This is a genomic window from Polaribacter sargassicola (assembly GCF_021991835.1).
Lineage (GTDB): Bacteria > Bacteroidota > Bacteroidia > Flavobacteriales > Flavobacteriaceae > Polaribacter > Polaribacter sargassicola.
In genome coordinates this window covers 84,231-107,076 of record NZ_JAHDAU010000010.1, presented here as the reverse complement: position 1 = coordinate 107,076, position 22,846 = coordinate 84,231, and the positions used below count along the sequence as shown (strand labels likewise).

Annotated in this window: 23 protein-coding genes; 8 read left to right on the top strand and 15 right to left on the bottom strand. The window is 28.2% G+C overall.

The window, feature by feature from the left end; all coding sequences use genetic code 11:
* Positions 1-43: 43 nt before the first annotated feature.
* Positions 44-469, bottom strand: coding sequence for a Rieske (2Fe-2S) protein (locus KI686_RS14290; RefSeq protein WP_237590006.1), 426 nt, complete (start codon positions 467-469; stop codon positions 44-46).
* 120 nt (positions 470-589) lie between these two features.
* Here KI686_RS14290 and greA point away from each other — a divergent pair, with 120 nt between their 5' ends.
* The gene (gene greA, locus KI686_RS14285) at positions 590-1,063 is read left to right on the top strand and encodes a transcription elongation factor GreA (protein WP_237590005.1); all 474 of its coding nucleotides are present in this window, start codon (positions 590-592) and stop codon (positions 1,061-1,063) included.
* Positions 1,064-1,272: 209 nt separating this feature from the next.
* Positions 1,273-1,659 carry an HIT family protein gene (locus KI686_RS14280; RefSeq protein WP_237590004.1) on the top strand — a complete coding sequence of 129 codons (387 nt, stop codon included), beginning with the start codon at positions 1,273-1,275 and terminating at the stop codon, positions 1,657-1,659.
* A 56-nt stretch (positions 1,660-1,715) separates the two neighbouring features.
* Here the strand turns inward: KI686_RS14280 and KI686_RS14275 are convergent, their stop codons facing one another.
* Entirely contained in the window at positions 1,716-6,905 is a 5,190-nt protein-coding gene (locus tag KI686_RS14275; protein ID WP_237590003.1) for a DUF8693 domain-containing protein, read from the bottom strand.
* 228 nt (positions 6,906-7,133) lie between these two features.
* Positions 7,134-8,285 carry a sensor histidine kinase gene (locus KI686_RS14270; protein ID WP_237590002.1) on the bottom strand — a complete coding sequence of 384 codons (1,152 nt, stop codon included), beginning with the start codon at positions 8,283-8,285 and terminating at the stop codon, positions 7,134-7,136.
* A gap of 278 nt (positions 8,286-8,563) precedes the next feature.
* Here KI686_RS14270 and KI686_RS14265 point away from each other — a divergent pair, with 278 nt between their 5' ends.
* Positions 8,564-8,935, top strand: coding sequence for a DUF3127 domain-containing protein (locus tag KI686_RS14265; protein WP_237590001.1), 372 nt, complete (start codon positions 8,564-8,566; stop codon positions 8,933-8,935).
* 89 nt (positions 8,936-9,024) lie between these two features.
* Here the strand turns inward: KI686_RS14265 and KI686_RS14260 are convergent, their stop codons facing one another.
* On the bottom strand, positions 9,025-9,270 hold the full coding sequence (locus KI686_RS14260) for a DUF1456 family protein (protein ID WP_237590000.1): 246 nt from the start codon (positions 9,268-9,270) through the stop codon (positions 9,025-9,027).
* 29 nt (positions 9,271-9,299) lie between these two features.
* The gene (locus KI686_RS14255; protein WP_237589999.1) at positions 9,300-9,923 is read right to left on the bottom strand and encodes a YqaA family protein; all 624 of its coding nucleotides are present in this window, start codon (positions 9,921-9,923) and stop codon (positions 9,300-9,302) included.
* Between the two features lie 126 nt (positions 9,924-10,049).
* On the opposite strand from KI686_RS14255, the gene aat reads away from it, so the two are divergent.
* Positions 10,050-10,676 (top strand): leucyl/phenylalanyl-tRNA--protein transferase, encoded by a 627-nt coding sequence (aat, locus tag KI686_RS14250; RefSeq protein ID WP_237589998.1) that lies wholly within the window; start codon positions 10,050-10,052, stop codon positions 10,674-10,676.
* Positions 10,677-10,681: 5 nt separating this feature from the next.
* Here aat and KI686_RS14245 read toward each other — a convergent pair whose 3' ends face one another.
* The 4 genes from KI686_RS14245 to KI686_RS14230 all read right to left on the bottom strand — a co-directional run bounded on the left by KI686_RS14245 (position 10,682) and on the right by KI686_RS14230 (position 14,210).
* Positions 10,682-11,857: a hypothetical protein gene (locus KI686_RS14245; protein ID WP_237589997.1), complete on the bottom strand. Its 1,176-nt coding sequence runs from the start codon at positions 11,855-11,857 to the stop codon at positions 10,682-10,684.
* Between the two features lie 170 nt (positions 11,858-12,027).
* Positions 12,028-12,435 (bottom strand): large-conductance mechanosensitive channel protein MscL, encoded by a 408-nt coding sequence (gene mscL / locus KI686_RS14240; protein WP_237590018.1) that lies wholly within the window; start codon positions 12,433-12,435, stop codon positions 12,028-12,030.
* A 58-nt stretch (positions 12,436-12,493) separates the two neighbouring features.
* Positions 12,494-13,594: an alanine racemase gene (gene alr, locus KI686_RS14235; protein ID WP_237589996.1), complete on the bottom strand. Its 1,101-nt coding sequence runs from the start codon at positions 13,592-13,594 to the stop codon at positions 12,494-12,496.
* The gene (locus KI686_RS14230; protein ID WP_237589995.1) at positions 13,587-14,210 is read right to left on the bottom strand and encodes a thymidine kinase; all 624 of its coding nucleotides are present in this window, start codon (positions 14,208-14,210) and stop codon (positions 13,587-13,589) included. The genes alr and KI686_RS14230 overlap by 8 nt, the downstream gene beginning before the upstream one ends.
* Before the next feature lie 101 nt (positions 14,211-14,311).
* Between KI686_RS14230 and KI686_RS14225 the strand changes: the two genes are divergently transcribed.
* Positions 14,312-15,175, top strand: a complete 864-nt coding sequence (locus KI686_RS14225) for a DUF8457 domain-containing protein (RefSeq protein ID WP_237589994.1) — start codon at positions 14,312-14,314, stop codon at positions 15,173-15,175.
* Here KI686_RS14225 and KI686_RS14220 read toward each other — a convergent pair.
* Together KI686_RS14220 and KI686_RS14215 are read right to left on the bottom strand one after the other, a co-directional pair.
* On the bottom strand, positions 15,172-16,143 hold the full coding sequence (locus KI686_RS14220; RefSeq protein WP_237590017.1) for a glycosyltransferase family 9 protein: 972 nt from the start codon (positions 16,141-16,143) through the stop codon (positions 15,172-15,174). The two genes, KI686_RS14225 and KI686_RS14220, sit on opposite strands and share 4 nt — an antisense overlap.
* Positions 16,144-16,195: 52 nt before the next feature.
* Positions 16,196-16,804, bottom strand: a complete 609-nt coding sequence (locus KI686_RS14215) for a DUF4254 domain-containing protein (protein ID WP_237589993.1) — start codon at positions 16,802-16,804, stop codon at positions 16,196-16,198.
* Between the two features lie 149 nt (positions 16,805-16,953).
* Between KI686_RS14215 and KI686_RS14210 the strand changes: the two genes are divergently transcribed.
* Positions 16,954-17,430 (top strand): DUF4252 domain-containing protein, encoded by a 477-nt coding sequence (locus KI686_RS14210; protein ID WP_237589992.1) that lies wholly within the window; start codon positions 16,954-16,956, stop codon positions 17,428-17,430.
* A gap of 25 nt (positions 17,431-17,455) precedes the next feature.
* On the opposite strand, the gene KI686_RS14205 is transcribed toward KI686_RS14210, so the two are convergent.
* Entirely contained in the window at positions 17,456-17,803 is a 348-nt protein-coding gene (locus KI686_RS14205; RefSeq protein WP_237589991.1) for an arsenate reductase family protein, read from the bottom strand.
* A gap of 41 nt (positions 17,804-17,844) precedes the next feature.
* On the opposite strand from KI686_RS14205, the gene KI686_RS14200 reads away from it, so the two are divergent.
* Both KI686_RS14200 and KI686_RS14195 read left to right on the top strand, forming a co-directional pair.
* On the top strand, positions 17,845-18,300 hold the full coding sequence (locus KI686_RS14200) for a DinB family protein (protein WP_237589990.1): 456 nt from the start codon (positions 17,845-17,847) through the stop codon (positions 18,298-18,300).
* A gap of 110 nt (positions 18,301-18,410) precedes the next feature.
* The gene (locus tag KI686_RS14195) at positions 18,411-19,556 is read left to right on the top strand and encodes a cystathionine gamma-synthase (protein ID WP_237589989.1); all 1,146 of its coding nucleotides are present in this window, start codon (positions 18,411-18,413) and stop codon (positions 19,554-19,556) included.
* 64 nt (positions 19,557-19,620) lie between these two features.
* Here the strand turns inward: KI686_RS14195 and KI686_RS14190 are convergent, their stop codons facing one another.
* The 3 genes from KI686_RS14190 to KI686_RS14180 form a co-directional block, all read right to left on the bottom strand.
* A complete protein-coding gene (locus KI686_RS14190; protein WP_237589988.1) occupies positions 19,621-20,391 on the bottom strand; it encodes a THC0290_0291 family protein in 771 nt (256 codons plus the stop codon).
* Between the two features lie 66 nt (positions 20,392-20,457).
* Positions 20,458-22,080 (bottom strand): Ig-like domain-containing domain, encoded by a 1,623-nt coding sequence (locus KI686_RS14185; protein WP_237589987.1) that lies wholly within the window; start codon positions 22,078-22,080, stop codon positions 20,458-20,460.
* 55 nt (positions 22,081-22,135) lie between these two features.
* The gene (locus tag KI686_RS14180) at positions 22,136-22,822 is read right to left on the bottom strand and encodes a ComF family protein (protein ID WP_237589986.1); all 687 of its coding nucleotides are present in this window, start codon (positions 22,820-22,822) and stop codon (positions 22,136-22,138) included.
* Between the last annotated feature and the right edge of the window lie 24 nt (positions 22,823-22,846).

The following is a 22,846-nucleotide window of genomic DNA, read 5'->3' as shown; positions in this document are numbered from 1 at the left end:
GTTGTGTTTTGGCAAAAATAAGCAACTTATATAAAGTACCCTATTAAAAATTTGTGATTCGAATTGCTGTACCTATTTTGGTAACATTATACTCTATTGCAGGACAAATAAAACCCTCTGTTTGTGGTGCGCCTCCAATTCCTTTTCCAACTCCATATTCACTTCCATCACATTGACATTTTAAAAGGATTCCATTTTCAAATGTCATGGGAGAATCACAATCTCCTGCAGGGCATAATTTATCATAAGCAACAAAATCATTTCCGTTTACGTTAACTAAAAGAATGCCTTTAGAGCCTCCAGAAAGTTCTACATAACCACCAGGAACATTCACATTTATTAATTCTGGATTGTTTAAATCTGTAGCTATATTTAGAGGTAAAGATTGTATGCATCCATCCAAATTATCATTAACAGAACAATTTAAAAAAGTTAAAATAGACAAAAGTATAAGTGTTTTTTTTATCATGATATTTCTTCGTTTCTATTAAAACGATAGCAAGTTACAAATATTTTGTACATTTGTAATACAATCTCATTCCTGTTAGGGTAATGGGATTTTTAAATTTAAGAAACTATTTAAGAAACTATGAGCAAGATATCTTATTATTCAGAAGAAGGATTAAAGAAATTGAAAGATGAATTGGTACAATTAGAACAAGTTGAGAGACCAAGAGTAACACAAGAAATTGCAGATGCAAGAGATAAAGGAGATTTAAGTGAAAATGCAGAATATCATGCAGCAAAAGAAGAACAATCTCATTTAGAAACCAAAATAGCAAAGCTTAAAAACGTTATAGCAAATGCACGTATTTTAGATGAATCTCAATTAGATACTTCTAAGGTTCTTATTCATTCTATCGTAAAAATTAAGAACTCTGCAAATGGCATGGAGTTTTCTTACACATTGGTTGCAGACTCTGAAACTGATGTAAGAAATGGAAAATTATCTGTAAACTCACCAATAGGTAAAGGTTTATTAGGTAAAAAAGTAGGTGATGTGGCAGAAATTAAAGTACCAAATGGTATTATGAAATTTGAAATAGTAGAAATTTCTAGATAATTTTATTATTAGAAGCTATTTCCTGCTTTCCACTATATCTTTTTTTCGTTCCTCAAAAAAGGATGCCGTTTCAATCAGGGCTAGTCTAGTTGGTAAGCTAATTGTAATTAGTTATTAAATAAGAGAATTCTAAAAATATAAATTCGGGTTTTGGCAATGCTAAAACCCGAATTCTTTTTTATATTTACTACTATAAAATAACTTTTAAGATGAGCATTTTTACAAAAATAATAGAAGGAGAAATACCTTGTTATAAAGTAGCAGAAGATGAAAACTATATAGCTTTTTTAGATATAAACCCTAATGCAAAAGGACATACTTTAGTTGTGCCTAAAAAAGAAGAAGACAAACTTTTTGATTTATCTAAAGAAGAGTATTTAAACTTAATGGATTTTTCTTACAAAATAGCAAAAGCATTAGAAAAGGCAGTTTCTTGTAAAAGGGTTTGCATGAGTGTTATTGGATTAGAGGTGCCACATATACATGTGCATTTGGTACCAACAAACCAAATGACAGATATGCAATTTACACAAAAAGTAAAATTAACAAATGAAGAATTTGTAGATTTAGCAAAACAAATTGCAGCAGAAGTATAGAAAAAAACCTACTATTTAAATAGTAGGTTTTTTTTTAATGTTTATTTTAGATAGAGTTACTCTATAACTATTTTTTTAGAAATTCGTCCTTCTTTAGTTTCTATATTAACAATGTAGATTTTTTCAGTAAGGTTTTTAACTTTTAAACGATTTATACTTGTATCCGTGTCAAAATCATTCCATATACTTACTTGTTGCCCTAATATGTTAAATAGCTTTACATTTTTTAAATCTATGTTACTATTATTATTTATTACAAGTTCTTTATTATTTTGATCTACATATATAGAAATATTTTTTTCTGATATAATAGCATCTGAAACATCTAAAGTACTATTTTCTTCTGTACTTATATCTTTAAAACCAAGAACAAACCTTTCTGAATATACACCTTCTACTAAAGTTAAAGATATTTTTGAGTTATTTAATAAGTAAGAAGTTTCAGTCAATTTATCTGTTAAATATACATTTCTATTAATTTCATTCCATTCATCTATACCTATTGAAATAGTTCCTGTTTTTGCTAAAATAACTTCTAGAGGAACTTCTAAATTATCGGTAATATTTTCTACACCTGTAATAGCAAGTTTGTCGTCTGCATTTGGCATTTTCCAATAAATGTCAGTAGACCCTATGTCTAAGATTTCTGCATCATAACCTGTTTCTAATCCAAATGTATTGCCTTCTTTAAAAGATACACCTATTTGCCTATGTAAGTTTACATCATCAGTATTGTAATCCATACCTAGTTTAATTATAGGTAATAAGTTTTTAGTAGTATTATCAGATTTAGATTTTTCACTACTAGTCTTAAAGAAAACAGATTCTGTACCTTCTGTTACAAACTCTCTTTGACTATTATTAAAATTAATATTACCTCCATTAGAGTTTCCAACAATAAAGAATCCTTGTCCGATAGGAATAAATGCCCCAGGAACTTTATAATCTCCATCACCGAGAGATGGAGAAGAATCATCAACACCATCTCCTTTTAAATTAATATAATCTATTTTTAAATTTAAATTAGATGTTTCATCAACATAAATTAATTCAATTTCATCAGATACATTAATGTTGTCTGTAATAGTAATACTTGTATAAGTATTAGCAGATTTATTTAGTAAAGTAGAATTATCTACTCCATTTATTTTGATATTTAGTAATAAAGCTTCATCTGATTGATAATTAATAATTAAAGAGTCTGCATTAACATTACTAGTAAAAATAACCTTTTGATTTAAATTATTTAGTAATACACCACTTGTACTATTGGTAGAAGATGCTTCTGAAGAATTAATATTATTATCTGTATAAACTTGAGCTCCGTTTAATAATGTACCTGTTTCTGCTTCTATAATACTATTTGTTTCAGAGTATCCATTGTTAGTAGAAACTTGATTAGCAGCAAGACCCATAGAACTATTTCTAATTGCATAACCACCAATATAACCAGCGTAATTATGCCCAGAAGTTTCAGTATCTGTGTTTTCTTCTCCATTATGTTCCCAAAAATATAAATTACCAGTTATGGAGTTTTGGTTGTCTTCTATAAACTTTTTGACGCTTATTGCAGACGCATAAGGGTTTCCTACTAAGTAAGTTTCTTCTGCACCAATATTTGTTTCTAAATTGCCGTCTTTAGGCGTACCTACAAATGTGTAATTTTGTGCAACACCAGGTCCTTTAATAATAAAACCGTCAGTTTGATTAATGTTTCCATTTTTATATTTGTGAGACCAATTAGATAAACCGTTAGTTGAAGGTGAGTATGTGTAAATCCAGTAGTCTGCTATAGAAATTGGAGATGTTGCACTACCATCATAGCCCGATACAAAATTTATATCTCTAATAAGTGAAGTAATAGAAGTTGGTGTTGTTCCATCTTTTAAAACGTCTTCTATTGCATATGTATCTGCGCCAATTGTATTTACAGGAGAACTCATGTAATTATATCTGTATATACTTGATATTTCAGAGTTTTGGTCTATTACAATTTTACCAAAACCAGAAACTTGTTTTGTCTGGTTATGAGTTTGTATTAATTGAGCTTTATTGGTATTATCAGAACTAATTAATCTAATTGCATCTGCAGATGTTGTTATAGTAATGTTATTAGTTACTACTAACAAATTATCTATTATACTAAAAACACTTCCGTTTCTAACTTCTAGTTTTCTGGCGCTTAATTTTTCTGAAAAAGAAAAGCTTTCAGAAATTTTTACATTTCTAGATCTATCAGGATATCCGTTAGACCAATTAGAATTAGTTCTATCTGTAAACTCAAGGTTATGTAAGCCTGGTTTTATGTTTGCATTATTGTTAGCAGTCGTAATTTCTGAAATTAAAGGGTCATGTGCATGACGTTCTGTTGTATCATCATTTACTAGATCAGAAAAAGTAATAATATTGTCATCAATAAAAGCAACCCACTCTGTTTCGTCAAAAGTAGTGTTAGGTGATAAAGTTTCGTCTATACGAACATAACTGGTATTATTACTAATAGAGTTTATAACGTCAATTCTTGCTTCCCAAGCACTATTATTAGTTGCTCTTGTTAGGGTTATAACATCATCAGCATCAGTAAAGTCGGTAACTTCTGTATTTACTATTTCTGAAGCAGAAGATAGTTTATTTGTAACGGAACCAGCAGATATTAATATAGATTGACCAGGGTTTATAACATTAGTATTAGATGCATATGCAGTTGGTGTAACACCTGTTTGGTCTCCAGTGGTATTTTTAAATAGAGCAATTATTGTTGCATTTGGTGCAATTATATTGGTGTTGTTTATGTTGGTAACTTCTATCCATCTCTCTGTTTCTGTTTGATATACTTGTGTTATCATTGGAGTTCCACATACATTAATTGTATTGTCTAATGCATATGTGTTGTATGTAGAGGTGTAATTTGTGGTGGCTGTAGAACTATCATCTCCGTTTTCTAAACTAGCTGCCAAACCATTACTACCAACAGGATTGTTTGAGATATTTATTATAGAGTTTGCAATACTTTTAGTTAATATAATATCACTATTATTAGTACTACTGTTGGTTACTTCTGCACTTTCTAATAGTGTTGGTACACGAGCTTCTATAGTATCTGGGCATCCATCTCCATCAGAATCTAAATCTAATAAATTTGGTATACCATCACTATCTGTATCTTCATTTCCTTCTTCAGTATCTAAAATACCATCATTGTCATCGTCAATATCATATTTATCTGCTACTAAATCGCCATCATAGTCTCTAAGTATATCAAAATCTACGGAAGGAGAATCTTCTGTAATATTTGTGTCTACTTGATCTTGACTGTTTATAGCTGTATTTGTTAGTGATGTAACTGCGTCAATTCCGGTCATATCATCTACAATTGTTTCTATAGTAATTGTTTCTGTTTGCCCACTTGTAATTGTACCAATAGACCAATCTGGTGATGACCATGTACCTGTACTTTCTTCTACATTAACAATTGATAAACCTTCTGGAATTATATCTGTAATAACAAGATTTGTTATAGGATCTAAACTTTTACTTTCTACAGTAATATTAAAAGTAATGGTTTCTCCTTCCATAACCTCTGTTTTATCTGCAGTTTTATTTATAATAATATCTGGGTTACAATAATATGCAGAAATAGATTGAGAATCATAAGTACAACCACCTTTAGAAACACGAACAAAATAATCTCCAGATTCTGAAGGAGAATAGTAAGGGGTGTTTGCACCAGGTACTAAAACACCATTGTCATACCATTGGTATGTTTCAAAGTCTTTATTAACAACCTCTAAAGAGCCATCAGGTAAACATCCACCTCCAGTAATTATAATGTCTGTAACAGGTACAGTATCAAAACCAGAAAAATAACCAGCTACACCAATATGTACGCTAAATCCTGTAAAACCAACGGCTATAGGTCCAGAAGACTCTACAGAAACATCGCCAGAAAGATCAGAAATATAAAAAGTTTTCCAATCAGAATTACCAACAACAGTTTCTTCTGCTGGTAAACTTACAGTACCGGAATTGTCGCTTACTATAATATCTGAATTATTTGTAGAACTAGAAGCTATAATAAAAACACCACCAGAAATATTAGCACCAGCAAGATCTTTTATATCATAAATAAAATCCATAGTGTCTGGAAGTAGACAGTTAACAGGGGCAACAAAGTTTAAACTAACTGTTTTTGTATGAGAACTACCAGAAAGAACTTGATAAGCATAAACATCTTTTGTTGTTGTTACATTCATGTTTTTACCTACTGTACCACCTGAATATTTTGAAGCAGGAATTTCTACATATTCTCCATTTCCAATTGTTGCGAACGGACTCGTTTCGTCATTTACATAAACTTCGGTATTTTCTTGTGTACCAATTATAATAATAAATTCATTAGTAGATCCTCCATGACCTCTAACAAAAACATATTCTTTACCTAATTTATTTTCAGGAACAGGTTGGTCTGCTCCAGCATCTCTAGATGCGCTACTTGTACTTACACCAAAATTTAACATTCCGTTACTAATAGCAATATCTTTATTGGAATCAATAGATGCACCAATCCAACCATTAATATTAGCTGTAGTAGCATTTTTTGCAGCTTCTAGTACATAAGATTCTCCTTTATTAAGGGTTATATTAATAGAATTAGATGTAATACCATCTATATCTCCTGCTAATCTAAACTCACAATTAGGATTGTAATCACTTATTGTTACCGTGGTATTATCTTCTGTAGCCATAATACCTAATGTTGCATTTATATTAGCATTATTTGCTTCTATAGGAGCACCACCCCATTTAAATTTTTGACCTAAAGCAGCTCTACCTTTAGAGGTAATTGAGGCTCCTTGGGCACTTGATCTACCCCTATAGTTAACATAAAATTCTTCACCTCCAGAAGATTCGAATCGTAATCCGCTGTTTTGTAGAACTATCCCCGTATTTGCATTGGTAACTAATGTTATATTGTTATCTCCATCTGCTAAATTATAGGTTTTTGGTGTAGATTTAGATAAAGATAGAGAAGCAATAGGAGTTGCATTGTTACCTCTATAAATATTTACGTTAAAGCTAGACGTTTCTGGAGTTGATAAATAAACAGTCTGTTGCCTGATAGATTGATTGTTTGCATATTGTTTTAACGGCGGTAAGTAATGTAAATCACTTAATTGACTATATCCTTTTTCAGCTATAGACAATATGATAAATAAAATAAATATTCGTGTAATTTTTTTTCTCATTTTACTAAGCTTATAATGAATATATGGTTAAAACTTATTTGTTCTACAAGTAGAACAAATTTAAGAATGGCTTAAGTAATAATGAGTTACTTTTATTTGAATGCTTTTTTTCTTTGTATGAAATGAGTCTTTCTATCTATAAATGGTATTTTTTGAGATTAAAATACCGTTCGTCGATACAAAGAAGATTTAGGATAGATTTAGAAAAATATATTGCTATTAGATATGTTAAACTCTATCTAAAAGAATCTCAAAAGTAGTGCCTTTGTTTATTTCTGATTCTTTTACAAAAATTTTACCATTATGGTAGTCTGTTACAATTCTTTTAGAAAGAGATAGGCCTAGTCCCCAACCACGTTTTTTAGTGGTAAAACCAGGTTTAAAAATTTGCTTATAAAGTTTTTTAGGGATTCCTTTACCTGTGTCGGAAATATTGATTTTTACTTTTTTAGATGTACTTTCTATAATTAAATTTAGTTCACCTTTGCCAAGCATAGCATCAATTGCATTTTTAATAAGGTTTTCTATAACCCAACCAAATAATTCTGTATTTAAGTTGGTGTAAATTTCTTGATTATCGGCTGTAAAAGAAAAAGTAATTTGTTCAGAACTTCTAGATTCTAAATAATCAAAAGCTTGTTTTGTAATGGTAACAATATTTTCTTTTTTTAACTCTGGTGTAGAACCAATTTTAGAAAAACGATTTGCTATAGTATTTAACCTATGTACATCTTTTTCAATCTCTTCTACATAGTTGTTGTCAATTTTTTCCATCTTTAAAATAGCAATCCAACCAAGTAAAGAAGATAAAGGTGTGCCAATTTGATGTGCAGTTTCCTTTGCCATACCTGTCCATAATTTATTAGTTTCAGAAGCTTTATTTGAGTTGAAAAACATATAAACAACAGATAAAAATAACACTAAGATTAAAATTAAAGCTAAAGGATAGTAAGTAAGTTTATTTAATAAATCTGAATTGCTGTAATAAATATATTGTTTGTTTTCACCGGAAAAACTTACTTCTATAGGTGAGTTTTCAGATTTCATTTTATCAAGTACTTTTTCTATATATTTTGGATTTAAAGCCTTCTTAGAGTTAAGGTTTTGATAGTTAATAACGGCACCTTTATCGTCTACCAAAATCATAGGAATGTTATTATTGTTTTCTATGATTTTTAGAGGTAAGGTTACACTTGCATCTAAATCTGTGCTTGCTGCAATTTCTTTTTGAGCAGCAGCTAAAATTTCCATTTTAGCTCGTTCTTCTTGTTTAAACTTTTGAAAGAAAATATAAGTATTCCATAAAATTAAAGAAACAATAATTAAAGAAATAATAATTGTAATTCTTCTAAATAAAATACTGTTCGAAAAAATAATCATTAAACAAATATAAAGGTTTCATCAATATAACTCCTTCTAATAAAAGTTAGTATTTTTTAGTGTAAATATTTAAGTTTAATAAAATAAAACTTTATACTTTAATGGTGGTAAAACATCAGTTTCTGTTTTAAATTAGGCGTAGTGTTAATAACTTTGATGTAGAAGATTTTTAATTTATTGAACTAAAACCCTTAAAAAAACATACATTTGCCTAAGATTATTTAAAAAAGAATGAAGTAGATAGTACTTGGTAAAGTACTTTTATTAAATTAGAAATTATGGAAGTTATTGGTAAAATTAAATTAATAGGAGAAGTTCAAACATTTGGTTCTAACGGTTTTAGAAAAAGAGAATTAGTTGTTACTACAGATGAACAATACCCACAAATGATAATGATTGAGTTTGTACAAGACAAAACAGATTTGTTAAATAGCTACAAAGTTGGTCAAGATGTTAAGGTATCTATCAATTTAAGAGGAAGAGAGTGGATTAATCCACAAGGTGAAGCTAAATACTTTAACTCTGTGCAAGGATGGAGAATTGAGAATTTATCATCTCAAGCAAGTGCGCCAAGTAATTTGCCTCCAGTAGACCAATTTGAGCCAACATCTAGTGTTTCTGATGAAGAACCAGATGATTTACCTTTCTAGATTATATAATTAATCAACATAAAAAAAGAGAATTTACATTGTAAATTCTCTTTTTTTATGTTGATTAATTATAATTTTTTAAAATAAATTTATTTTTTTTCTCCTTTTTTAGGCATTGGTCCTCTTAAGTGAATTATCAATCCGTTTAAGAAGTTACGTAAAATTTGATCTCCGCATTCTACATATTTAGGATGATCTTCACTTCTAAATAATGCTCCTAATTCTCCTTTTGTAACTTTAAAATCTACTAAAGCACAAATATCTACAATATCTGTATCTCTTAGTTTATGAGCTACTCGTAATTTTTTTAAAATATCGTTATTTGTTAATCCCATAAAGCAAATATAATTATTTTAAACCGAGTTTAGTGTACTACTTTAAAAATAGCCCAAGCGTAAATTGCAAATCTAGCAAAACGGAATAAACCAAAAAATACTACTTTTTTAAAAGGATATTTTATCATTCCGGCAGCAAGGCAAGCAATAGAAAAAGGTAGTGGTAATAATGCACCAACTAATATTAAAATTCCACCCCATTTACGAGTGTTTTTTAAATTTTCAGCCATTTTTACTTCCAGATAATCTTTAACAGACTTAATTTTTAATGCTGTTTTTCCTATAAAATAAGAAATTAAACCACCCGAATAAGATAAAACGGCAAGCATTATTAAATTTAAAATAGGCTGATCTGTCTTTTTTGTCCAAGCAATAAAAATTTCTGGAGGTATTAATCCTAATAAAGTTTCAGAAATAAAGAAAGTTATTAAAATGGTAATTCTAGAAAACGTTTCTGTAAAATGATGCAAACCATCATTTATGTTATAAACGTATTTGTTAAACAAAAATATACCTATAACAACACCAACAATAGGCCAGAAAGCTTTTTTTAAACTTTCCCAAATAAACATATAAAAACCAGTTCTAGAATAGTAGAAATGTGTCAGTTTTGCTCTATGTGTTTTTGTTTTCTTTCTTTTTTTCTTTGCCATTTTAGATGATGAGCTTGTCTTTTTAAATAGTTTACAAAAATAAGGACTTAATTTTTATAAATAGAACAATAATTTGTTTTCATTTATTTTTTATGATTTAAGTAATTTAGCAATAAATAAGATAATATGATTTGGCTTACAGAAAAAATTGAATTTCCTTCTTATGAATATACAACAGATGATGGCATTATTGCTTTGGGAGGAGATTTGTCTGAAGAAAGGTTAATTTTTGCATATAAAAATGGCATTTTTCCTTGGTTTTCAGAAGGAGAACCAATTGTATGGTATTGCCCTTATAAAAGGATGGTTTTATTGCCAAGTGATATAAAAGTTTCTAAATCGATGCGAAAAATCATCAACAAACAAGAATTTACAATAACAGAAAATAAGGCTTTTAAAGAAGTTATTTTTAATTGTAAAAATATTGAAAGAAACGATGGTTTTGGTACTTGGATTACAGATGATATGAAGCAAGCCTATATTAACTTACATAAAATTGGTGTTGCAAAATCTATAGAAGTGTGGAAAGATGGAGTGTTGGTTGGTGGTTTATATGGAGTAGAGGTTAATAATGTTTTTTGTGGAGAAAGTATGTTTAGCAAAGTATCAAATGCATCTAAACTTGCTTTTATTTATTTAGCAAAAAATAAAAAATACAAATTAATAGATTGTCAAATTTATAACGAACATTTAGCAAGTTTGGGTGCAAAAGAAATAGATAGAAAATGGTTTCTTAAAACTTTAAAAGAGTAGTTTTTTTATCTTTTAATATACATTACAGCAGAGTCTTCTATATATTTATTTGGCTTAAACTGTAGTATAAAATTTTCTTTTACTTGTTTTAAATCTGTACCTAAGTCTTGTGCTTTAGTAACAAATTCTGAAGAAAATTTATTTGGATCTGTATATTTAGAAAATAGTTTTTCATATTTTTCTATATTGTCTAACATTCTACCAGTTAATTGGCCAAATCTAATTCTTATAGATTGTACCTGGTGCATATAGGTTTCTACTTTACCCATCCAATTTTGGTTATTACCATTGTCTAAAAATTGTAATTTTTTCAATACTTTTTCTCTGCTGTAAACTTTAAATTTACTAATATCAGAATCTAAAGTGGCAGATAAAAATAGATTATATTTAGCTTTATCTATATCATAAAAAGTAATTTGTTCATCAACAAGAGTTTTATATTCAGATTGTAATTCTTTTAACTCACCATCTATCGTTTTCCATTCATTATCTAATATTGATTTTTCTGATTCAAATTGCCCAATAGAATTTAATAAAGTTAGTACTTGTGGAGTTTTACTCATTAAGTTTTCATCTCTACTTTTTAAATTTGATAAAATTAATGTAATACCAGAAGTTACTGTTTGAGAGATAGAGCCAAAAAGAGGTATTTCATTAGAAGAATCTGTTATTAAAGCAATAGTTTTATCAATATAATCAAAAGTGGTGTTTTTGCCTTTCTTTTTTTGATACCAACTATCATATTCTTTTTTCCAAGATGTAAATTCAGAATAGTTTTGAAGATTATCAAACTTTCCTAATTTAGTGTAAAAACCATTAGAAGCTAAATATAATTTAGCAGGCTGAATATCTTTTTGGATTTTTATCAATTCAGCAAAAGCAAGTTGACCGTTAGATTTAATTTTTACTTTTGGGCTTTCTTCTAAAATTTTAATTCTATTGTCTAGCTCTCTTTGAATTTGTTCTTGTAATTCTATTTTTTGACCATATTCTTTTTTACTTAATAAAGAGAGTTGTTCTGTTAAATTGGTTATTTTAATTTTATTATTAACTAAATCGTTTTGTAGGCTATTCAATTCAATATCTCTTTCTGTTTTTATTTGTTCTGATATTGTATTGTCTTGTGCATTAGAGATTAAAATAATACTAAAAATCAATAAAAAAGATAAATAAAGTCTCATAATCTATTTAGGATGTTTCTAAAATTATAGTCATAATTATGCGAATATAATATAGTTTTAAGAATTTATATTCTTAATTAACCAAGTTGTTTATTGTGTTTTGTAGGATACAAAAAAAATCCTGAGTAAAAACTCAGGATTTTATTAAATAAACTTTAATAAAAGTTTTATTATTTTTTAGCTAATAAATCTCTAATTTCAGCTAATAAATCTTCTTGACTTGGTCCTGCAGGAGCTGGCTCTGGTGCTGGTTCTTCTTTTTTCTTAGTAGCATTAACACCTTTTACAATCATAAACATTACAAAAGCAACAATTATAAAATCGATTACGTTAGTAATAAAATCACCATATAAAACGGCAACTTCACCAACAACTTTACCTGTTTCATCTGCAACACCATCTTTAACAATCCATTTTAAGTCTTTAAAGTCAGCATTAAATATTAATCCGATTAATGGAGAAACAATTCCTCCTGTAAAAGAAGTAACAACTTGTTTAAAAGCTGCACCCATAACAAAACCTACTGCAATATCAATAAGGTTTCCCTTCATTGCAAAGTCTTTAAATTCTTTAAGCATTCCCATCTTTCTTATTTTTTAATAATTATGTTAGACCACAAAAGTAGTAAAAAAAAGTCTATTTTAACGTTTTTTTAACACGTTGAGAAATTGAAGTCAAAGTTTCATAAGGAATTGTTTCTGCAACATCAGCAATATGTTGTATCATTTCTTGATTGTTAAAGACAATAACTTTATCACCTTCTTTACAATCAATTTTAGTTACATCAACCATAATCATATCCATACAAACATTACCAATTATTGGTGCTTTTTTATTATTGATGATAACATATCCTTTTTTATTACCTAATCTTCTAGATAAACCATCTGCATGACCAACTGGTATTGTTGCAGATTTAATAGAACCCGCAGCTACAAACGCTCTATTATAACCAACTGTTTCTCCTGGGTTTATTAAATGGATTTGAGAAATTATAGATGTTAAATTATGTGTGTTTTTAAGTTGATTTGTTTCTTCTTTATTATTGCCAAAACCATATAAACCAATACCAATTCTAACCATATTATATTGTGCTTTTGCATAATTAATAACACCAGAAGTGTTTAAAATATGTAATATTGGTTTGTAATCTAGATGATTATAGAATTGCTGTGCTATATATGTAAAATTATTTATTTGGTTTATTGTAAACTCTTGCTCCTCTAAATCTTCGCTAGCAGCTAAGTGAGAAAATATAGATTGAACTTTTACGTGTTTGGTTTCTTTTAAACAGCTTAAAATTTTAGGAATATCTGTATGCCAAAACCCTAATCTATTTAAACCTGTATTAAACTTTAAATGAATAGGATAATTCATTAACAAAGTTTTATCTGCCAGTTCTAAAAAAGCTTCAAAAATTTTAAAACTATATAAATTAGGTTCTAGCCTATAATCTATAAGTGTTTGTAAATTTTGTATCTGCGGATGTAAAACTAAAATAGGTGTTTTAATGCCAGCGTCTCTTAAAGCAATACCTTCGGTTGTGTAAGCTACAGCAAAATAATCTACTTTGTTTTCTAAAAACTTAGCAATTAGTACACTATCACTACCGTAAGCAAATGCTTTTACAACAGCTAATATTTTAGTTTCTTGTTTTAGTTTTTGTTTAAAGTAATTAAGATTATGTTCTAGTGCTTTTGTATCAATTTCTAATACAGTTACATGATGATTATTCATCGTTAGAGTTTTCTTTTTTAGAAGTATCTTTCTCTTGTTTGTTTTTAACAGCTTTATAATATGCCGCTCTACTTAAGGGCTCATATTCTTGGGTTTCCCCTAACATAACTAAATCATCATTTTTAGCTTTTCTAAAACTATAATGAGCTAAGTTTCCTGTATGTGTACAAACAGCATGTACTTTTGTAACATATTCTGCAGTAGCCATTAAGGCAGGCATTGGCCCAAAAGGATTTCCTTTAAAATCCATATCTAAACCAGCAACAATAACTCTAATACCTCTGTTTGCTAAATCATTACAGACAGCAACAATTTCATCGTCAAAAAATTGAGCTTCATCAATACCAACAACATCAACATTATTAGCTAATAATCTAATATTAGAAGAAGCAGGTACAGGTGTAGATCTAATTCTAGTATCGTTATGAGAAACAACTTCTTCTTCATCATAACGTATGTCTACCGCAGGTTTAAAAATTTCTACACGTTGTTTTGCAAATTGGGCACGTTTTAAACGTCTAATAAGTTCTTCTGTTTTACCAGAAAACATAGAACCACAAATTACTTCTATCCAACCAAATTGTTCTGTGTGATTTACTGTATTTTCAAGAAACATTTTGTAATTTTAGCGTTAATTGTTTTTGTAAATTGTCACTTTTAAAGCGACTACAAATTTAGCAATATTTACGAGTAAAAAATAACTTCAATAAACAACTTATGCACAAAAAATTAGAAGCAGACTTAATGAGTTTGGCACACAGTATTTTAAAAATGAAAAATAAAGAAGATGTGTTTGCTTTAAAAGAAAAATCTAAAGAGGTTTATGAAAAATTGTCTTTGTTAGCATTTGTAGAAGAGTATGTAAATACAACACCTAATGAGAAAAAAACAAAAGAAGAGTTAGTTTCTGTAATAGAAAATGCTATAGAGATTAAAGAAAACACTACAAGTGTAGAGAATGAAGAGGAAGAAAAAGTTGTTTATCAATTAGAAGAAGAACCACAAGAATTTGTTTGGAAGGTAGAAAAAGAAGAAGAAATAGAACAACCTTTTGATGAATTGATAGACATTATGCATTCTGAAAAAGAAGAGGTTTTAGAAGAAGATTTAATAATAGAAGAGGAGCTAACTGTTGATTCTGTTGAGCCTATAGAAGAAGAATTAGAGGAAGAAATTAATAATGAACCCATAAATAAGATAGTAGAAGAAGAGGTTATAAATGATGTTATTAAAGTTGAAGAAAATAAAATAAAAACTTTAGAAGAAGAATTACAAGATACAATTTCTGTTGATGAGATTGCTACATTATTTGATATACCTGTTTCTACACAAAAATCTTTAAACGATCGTTTTGCAAAAAACATACAAATTGGTTTAAATGATAGAATTGCTTTTGTAAAGAATTTGTTTGAAGGTAGCCAAGAAGACTTTAATAGAGTAGTATCTCAATTAAATACTTACGGATCAGAAACAGAAGCCAAAAGTTTTATAAATAAGATGGTAAAACCAGATTACGATTGGTCTAAACAAGAAGAATTAGAAGCTCGTTTTTTAAGTATTATAGAACGTAAATTTTCTTAAATAATACTTTGTACTTTTTCTATAATTGAGTTTGGTAAAATACTAGAAGCTGCGTTTTCATAACCTTCTGGATATTTATTTCCATAAATAGAAGTTGGCACTAAAGGATATTTTTTAGTGTCAGCTAATAAAGCATAATCTTTTGGTTGATTAAAAGGTGCAAAACCTGCAAAAGGATGCGTAACTCCCCAAATTGTAATTACTTTTTTGCCTAACATTGCTGCTAAATGAGCGTTACCAGAATCCATAGAAAGCATACAATCTAAGTTAGAAATAGTTGCCAATTCTTCTGTAAAATTTAATTTACCAGCAATAAGAAGAATGTTTTGGTTTGTTTGCAATGTTTTTAAAAACTCCACATCACTTTTACCACCAAATAATAAGATTGTATTATTTTTAGAAAGCTGTTTAACAACAATTTTCATTTTATCTAAAGGATACATTTTACTTTTATGAGCCGCAAAAGGTGCAATTCCTATTAATTTATTAGAAGTAGTATTTTTTAATAAATTGGCAACAGAAGCCGGAATTTCTTTTTTATCAGGAAAAACAGGGTTTGATAAATTAATTGTAAAACCCATTTTTCTAAAAACATCTGCATAACGCTCATGAGAAGTTTTTAGCTGAACAAAGTTTTCTTTAGATATCAGTTTCTTTTTTTCTTCTCTTCCTTTATCAATTTGATAAAAGTTTTTACCAAGAAAAAAAAGTTTTAAAACATTGCTACGTAAAACATTATGTATGTCTGCAATAGCAGTAAAGTTTTGTTTTTTTAACTCTTTATAAAGTTTAAATAAACCTAAAAAACCTTTATGTTTTCCTTTAGTATCTACGGGGTAAACAGTAACGTTTTTTAAATGGCTAAAAAAAGGTGTGTAAAATTTTTGTGTTAAAACAGTAATTTTAATATTACTGTTTTGTCTTAAAAGTGCGTCTAAAACCGGTACCATAATAGCTACATCTCCCATTGCAGAAAGACGAATTATTAAGATATTTTGGGTTTGTTTAGACAAAAAAATATTATTTAGAAGCTCTTAAAACAGGATTTAATTCAGCATCATTATACATTTTCATTTGCTTGTAAACTTTCATGTACTTATCACCATTTTCAATATCTAAAATTAAATCGTCAATTGCGGTAGATAAATCTGTACGTTGTTCTAAAAGAATGGCCAATTTTTTAGAACATTTTTCTTTATGTTCTTCTGTAGCATCTTCTCGCACAGTTTCTAAGTGCATATGGTAAATTTTTAATGCCAAAATAGACAAACGATCTATTGCCCAAGCCGGACTTTCAGAATTTATTTTTGCGTCTTTAGAAACAACAATATCTTTATATTTATCTAAAAAATAACTGTCTATAAACTCAACATTATCCGTTCTTACTTGGTTAGAAGCATCAATTTTTCTTTTTAAAACAAGCGCATCTTCTGCATTAATATTAGGATCTCTAATAATATCTTCATAAGCCCATTGTGTAGCATCTACCCAACATTTTTCAAACAATAAAAAATCAATTAAATCTGTATTTTTATCAAAAGGATTTGTGCAAACCTGTTCTACTTCTGGGTTACTTTTATAGGTTTTAATACAATTATCAAAGATTTCGTTTGCTTTTTTAGAAAACATATATTTTTAATTTAGAGCGCAAAATTACAAAATAAAACTTAGGTTATTGGTGTTACTATTTCTTAAAATTAAGCGAAATGTCTATCAATAAAAAAAATCATTTGTAACAAAGTTATAATAAGGTCGTCTTCATTTTAAAACCAAGTATTATGAAAACATTTACAACCTTTTTTTTCGCACTTTTTATTACAACAATTTCGGCACAAGATGCTGCATTTAAAAAATTCTATAATGTAAATAAAGACAAATCTACTTTTTCAATTAATTTATCTGCGTCTTTAGCAGGTTCTTTTTTAGATGAAGATACAGATGATGATTTATTAAATGTAATTAGAAAATCTAGCGATTTTAAGTTGATGATTTTTAACAACGATGACAATGTTGTTTCTAAAGATTTTAGAAAATTTAGTAGAAAAAATAATTTAAAAACTTTAGTAAGAATAAAAGAAGATAATAGTAATGCAGAGTTGTTTTTTATAGAAAAAGGCAATTACATTAGAGAAATTATTATTAGAGCCAATGGTGATTCTGATAAACTAGTGTTATTTGGTGTAAAAACAAAAATTACGCAAGATGAGTTGGCAGCAATGCTTTCTTCATCAAATTTAAAAGTAGCTTCTAATTAAAATTTTTTAAAAAAAGAGAAGATTATTAACCAATCTTCTCTTTTAAACTTTCAATTACTTTTTTACTGTTTCCAATAAAAATTTCTTCATCAACAATAAAAACAGGGCGCTTTAAAAAAGTGTATTCATCTAACAAAAATTGTCTATAATCACTCTCAGACAACGTTTGGTTTTTTAAATCCATAGATTTATACAACTTAGCACGTTTGTTAAAAAGCGCTTCGTAACTACCAGAAAGAGCATACATTTCGTCTAATTGCTCAATAGTAATATTATTTGCTTTTATTTCTTGTTTTTCAAAACCATCAATATTTACTTCTTTTAAAATTCTACGGCAAGTATCACAAGTTTGTAAAAAATATACTTTCTTCATTTTATTAAATTATATTTACATTATCAAAATTACACATAAAAATGAACATACAATTTGATGTATTTAAAAAATATCGCCAACTTATTTTAAAAGAAATAGAAGGTTTAACATTAGAGCAATTACACGTAATTCCAGACGGATTTAACAACAATATTGCTTGGAATGTGGCACATTTAGTAGTTACACAACAACTTTTAAATTACAAATTATCTGGTTTAAACTGTTTATGCCCAGACGATTTAATAGAAAATTTTAAAAAGGGAACTGTGCCAACAGTAACTTTTACAGAAGAAGAGTTTGAAGAAGTATTAGAATTGTTTACAGGTTTGCCAGACACTTTTATAGAAGATTACAGTGCCGGAATTTTCGAAAACTTTACAACATATAGTACAAGTGCCGGTTTAGATTTAAATTCTATAGAAGACGCAATTACCTTCAATAATTTTCACGAAGGCTTGCATTATGCAACAATAAAATGTCTTAAAAAGTCTTTATAGAAGCTATTTCCAGCTTTCACTACTCGCTTTTTTTCGTAAACTCAAAAAGAGCTCAAACACGCGTTCAATCTGGGCTAAACTCGTTTGCCAACTTATAGAATAAAAAGAAAATGAAATTTAATACCAAAACAATTCACGGAGGACAAAAACCAGAAGAAACCACAGGAGCCGTAATGCCACCAGTTTTTTTAACATCAACATTTGCAAAAACCAGTCCAACAGAACACAAAGGTTTTGAGTATTCTAGAGGCGCAAACCCAACAAGAACAGCGTTAGAAAAAAGTGTAGCATCTTTAGAAAACGGTACACATGGTTTTGCATTTGCATCTGGTTTAGCTGCAGTAGATTGCGTTTTACGCTTATTAAAACCAGGAGACGAAATTATTGCAGGAGACGATTTGTATGGCGGAAGTTATAGAATGTTTACCAAATTATTTCAAAAATATGGTTTAGAGTTTTCTTTTGTAAACATGGATGATGTTGCAAACATTACCAATGCAATAACAGAAAACACAAAACTAGTTTGGATAGAAACACCTACAAACCCGTTAATGAAAATTGCAGACATTAAAGCAATTACAACAGCAGTAAAAGCAATTAATTCAGAAATTTTAATAGGAGTAGACAACACATTTGCCACACCATATTTACAACAACCGTTAGATTTAGGAACCGATATTGTAATGCATTCTGCAACAAAATATTTAGGCGGTCATAGCGATTTAATAATGGGTGTTTTAGTTGTAAAAGAAGAATCTTTAGCAAAAGAGATTCATTTTATACAATATGCAGCAGGTGCAATTTCTGGTCCTATGGATTCTTTTTTAGCATTAAGAGGTATAAAAACATTACATCTTAGAATGCAACGTCATTGCGAAAACGGAATAAAAGTAGCTCAATTTTTAGAAAATCATTCAAAAGTTAGTCAAGTTTATTATCCGGGTTTAGAAAATCACCCAAATTATCAATTGGCAAAAAAACAAATGAAAGGTTTTGGTGGAATGGTTTCTTTTCGATTAAAAGACGAATCTAAAGAAGCAGCGTACGCTTTTTTACAAAGTACTAAAATATTTACGTTGGCAGAATCTTTGGGCGGAGTAGAGAGTTTGTCTAATCATCCTATAAGTATGTCTCACGGTTCAATCCCAGCAGAAGAAAAACAAAAAATGGGTATTACAAACTCTTTAATACGTTTAAGTGTTGGTGTAGAAGATATAGAAGATATTTTAGCAGATTTAGAACAAGCTTTAAAATAAAAAAAGGATGATGTCTTAGACATCCTTTTTTTATTTGGTTTTAAAAGTATTTTAATTATAAAGCTTAATTAAAGTTAAGATGATATATTAAACCTAATTGAAAGTTTAACATTATTTCGTTGCTTTGATTTTCTTCAACTTGGGCGTCTAAACCATCAATTTTATCAGAAAAGAAATATTGAGAACTAATCTGTAAGGCTAAATCGGTTTTATTTGTTAACTTATATCTTGCTCCTCCATAAAAATTAACAGCAAAACCGCTACCAGAACCAACTGCTAATGCATCTCCTGAAAATTTTTCTGGTAAAACAGAAAAATCATTTCTCCAATCACCAAGGGTAGAAGTTAAATCATTATTATAAAAGAAATAATTTACACCAACTCCCACAAAAGGATTAAAAGAAACATCTGCATATGGGTTAAAAAAGTTGGTTAAAGACTTAAGATGATATTCTGCATTAATACCTGTATTTAAAATATTTACAGTAGATTCCATTCCTCTTAATTTTGCTCCGTTTTCAGAGTTACTATTAGAGTAAATATCATTATGTGTAAATGTGTTATTTATATATTGTAACTCTGTTTTAATCATTAAATGATCATGAATTCCGTATTTACGGTTCCATCTTTGAGTTAAATTAAAAAAATGTGTATAATGTGCAATTGAAAGAGATTGTCCATTTTTTTTAAAATAGCTAGAAAACTCATCAGGTTGTCCGTAGTCTGTTTGCATATTATTAAAGCCTACAAAACCACCAACTTCGTAAGTATTATTTTGGGCAGTTGATTTTAGGCTATAAAAAGTTATAAAAATAATTGTTACGAATGTTTTCAAAACTTTGGGGTATCAAGTTATACTCAAATCTAGTTTAAATTTAGCATAAAAGCAAAATTTTGCTAATTATTCTTTTTTAATGGTAAAAATATTACCGTCATAATAAGAATTTGCTCGTACTTTTAATTCTTGAGGAAAATAGATGATTTTTTCTGGTTGTCTTTTTAAAAGATAATTACCAGTATCCCATTTATTATTCTTATTAACATCAACAATTGCTCTAATATAGTAGGTTTTAGGTTCTAAAAGATCGTAAACAATTTGTTCTGAATTTGTAACAAATTTTCTATTAATAAGGTTGTTTTTGTCTTTACCTTCTAGTAGTTCTATAATTAAGTTTTCTCCCATTTTGTTGTTTATGTCAATTGTAATTCTACCATAATCTTCAATTTCTGATGTTGAAAATTTAAAGTTTAAAGTATCATTTTTATAATTATAAATATCAGAAATACTTTCTGGTAATATTTTTAAATGATATTTGTTTTTTTGCTTTTTATCAAAAATAAAACCTATTTTATTTTCTTTTTTAGAAAGAAAGCTAGAAAAAGGAACTGCTAGTGTATCTTTATCTATTAATGAAATTTTAGAAGTATCAATTTTTACAATAGGGTTACTTGCATTGATGAAAAAAGTGTCTCTAAAATGTAAAGTGCTAGATATTGTTGGTTTTAGAATTAATGTATCTATTTTTTTCTTACGTAATTTTACAGTTATTGTATCTATAAATTCTTTGTTGGTTACTATAAAGTTTAAAGAATCTGCTTCAAAAGGTGTATACCAATAATTAAGGGAATCTTTATCAATTTCAAATTTAGAAATGCTTTTAAAATCTTTAGGTGTATTAGAAGTTATTTCAACTTTTAAGTCTTTAGGTTGTTCTCCTTCATAACCAAAGGCAATTTTTCCTTTAGAAATTTCGTAAGCACGTTTAAATTTATAAGGTGTTGTTTCTTTAAAGATAGTAATGGGGTTTTTTATAATACTATCTTTTGGTAATGAAATTGTATCTGGATAAAAACCTATTTTATCTTCTTTTGGATTAAAAAGATAATCGCTATTTGTTTCTTTTAAGGCAATCATCAAATATTTACCTTGCTTTAAATTAGTTAAGTTAAAAATAGTGGTGTCTAATGTGTTTGTTACGTAATTAGGTTTGTTTTTGAAAACGATAGAATCATTAAAAGAACTGTCTATTTTATATAATAATACACTAGTATTTTTAGGTTTTTCATCTAAATAAGCATCTTTAACACTACCAGTAGACTTTAAAGAATCTATATAGCTACCAGTAGAAAAAACATATTTAAAGCTTTCTAATTTATTTCCTTCATTGTTGTCTTCTATAGCATTACCAAAATTTATAATATAGGTAGTGTTTTCTTGTAAAGTATCTAAAATACTTAGTTTTAAAAATTTACTAGCAGTACTTTGTGGTGTTACTACTAAAGGTGTTTTTAAAGGAGGAGAAACAATAAGTTGCTTTGTTAAATCTTTAAGTTTTATGTATTCATCAAAGTTTAATCTTATTTCTTTTTCGTCAAAATTGGTGTTTTCATAAGGCGGATCTGCTGTTACAAATATAGGTGCATCTTCGTCTTTTGGGCCTCCTTCTGGGTTTCCTGTTTTTGCACAGTTAAATAAAAGTAAAATGGATGTACTTAAAAAAATAAATCTAAAAATAAGTTTCACAAGTGTAAATTTTATACAAATTAACAATATATTTTTCATTTAAAAATCATAAAATTTATTCTGTGTATGCCATTGTTAAAATGCTTATTTTAATATTCTTAGTTTTTAGTAATTCTTTAGCACAAGATTCTAAAGTTGCACCAGTAGTTATTACATCATCAATTAATAAAATGTGTTTATTAGTAAAGGTTGATGTATTTTTTAACTGAAATTTAGAGTCGATATTATTAAAACGATCAAAACGAGCTTTAAAAGTTTGTGTTTTTGCAGTAGATGTTCTTTGTAGAATATTTTCTACAAACGGTATTTTTAAATGAAAACTTAAACTTTCTCCAAATTTTGTTACCTGATTATAACCTCTTTGTTTTAGTTTTTTAGGATGTAAAGGAACGGGTATAATATAATCTATAGTAGAAAATTGGTTGTTTTCTTTTAAAATTTCACCTAACCAATTACCAAAAAAAGCACCAATATCTTCATTCCCTTTATATTTTAGTTCGTGAATCAGTTTTTTAGTAATTCCTGTTTTTCTATAAAATAATAAAGCATATGCTTTTTCAATATCTATTCTTCCGTAAAAAGTCTTAACTATTTTGTTTTCTGTATAATTTGTAAATGCAGTTAAAGGCAAATCGTGTCTGCAAAAAGTACAAATAACATTTTCGTTTTTAATTAAGTGATTATCACAATTGGCACATAAATCTGGATAAAATATATTAAGTAAATCTTTTAAAATTTTCATAGGCATCAAAGCAATTCATTTTAA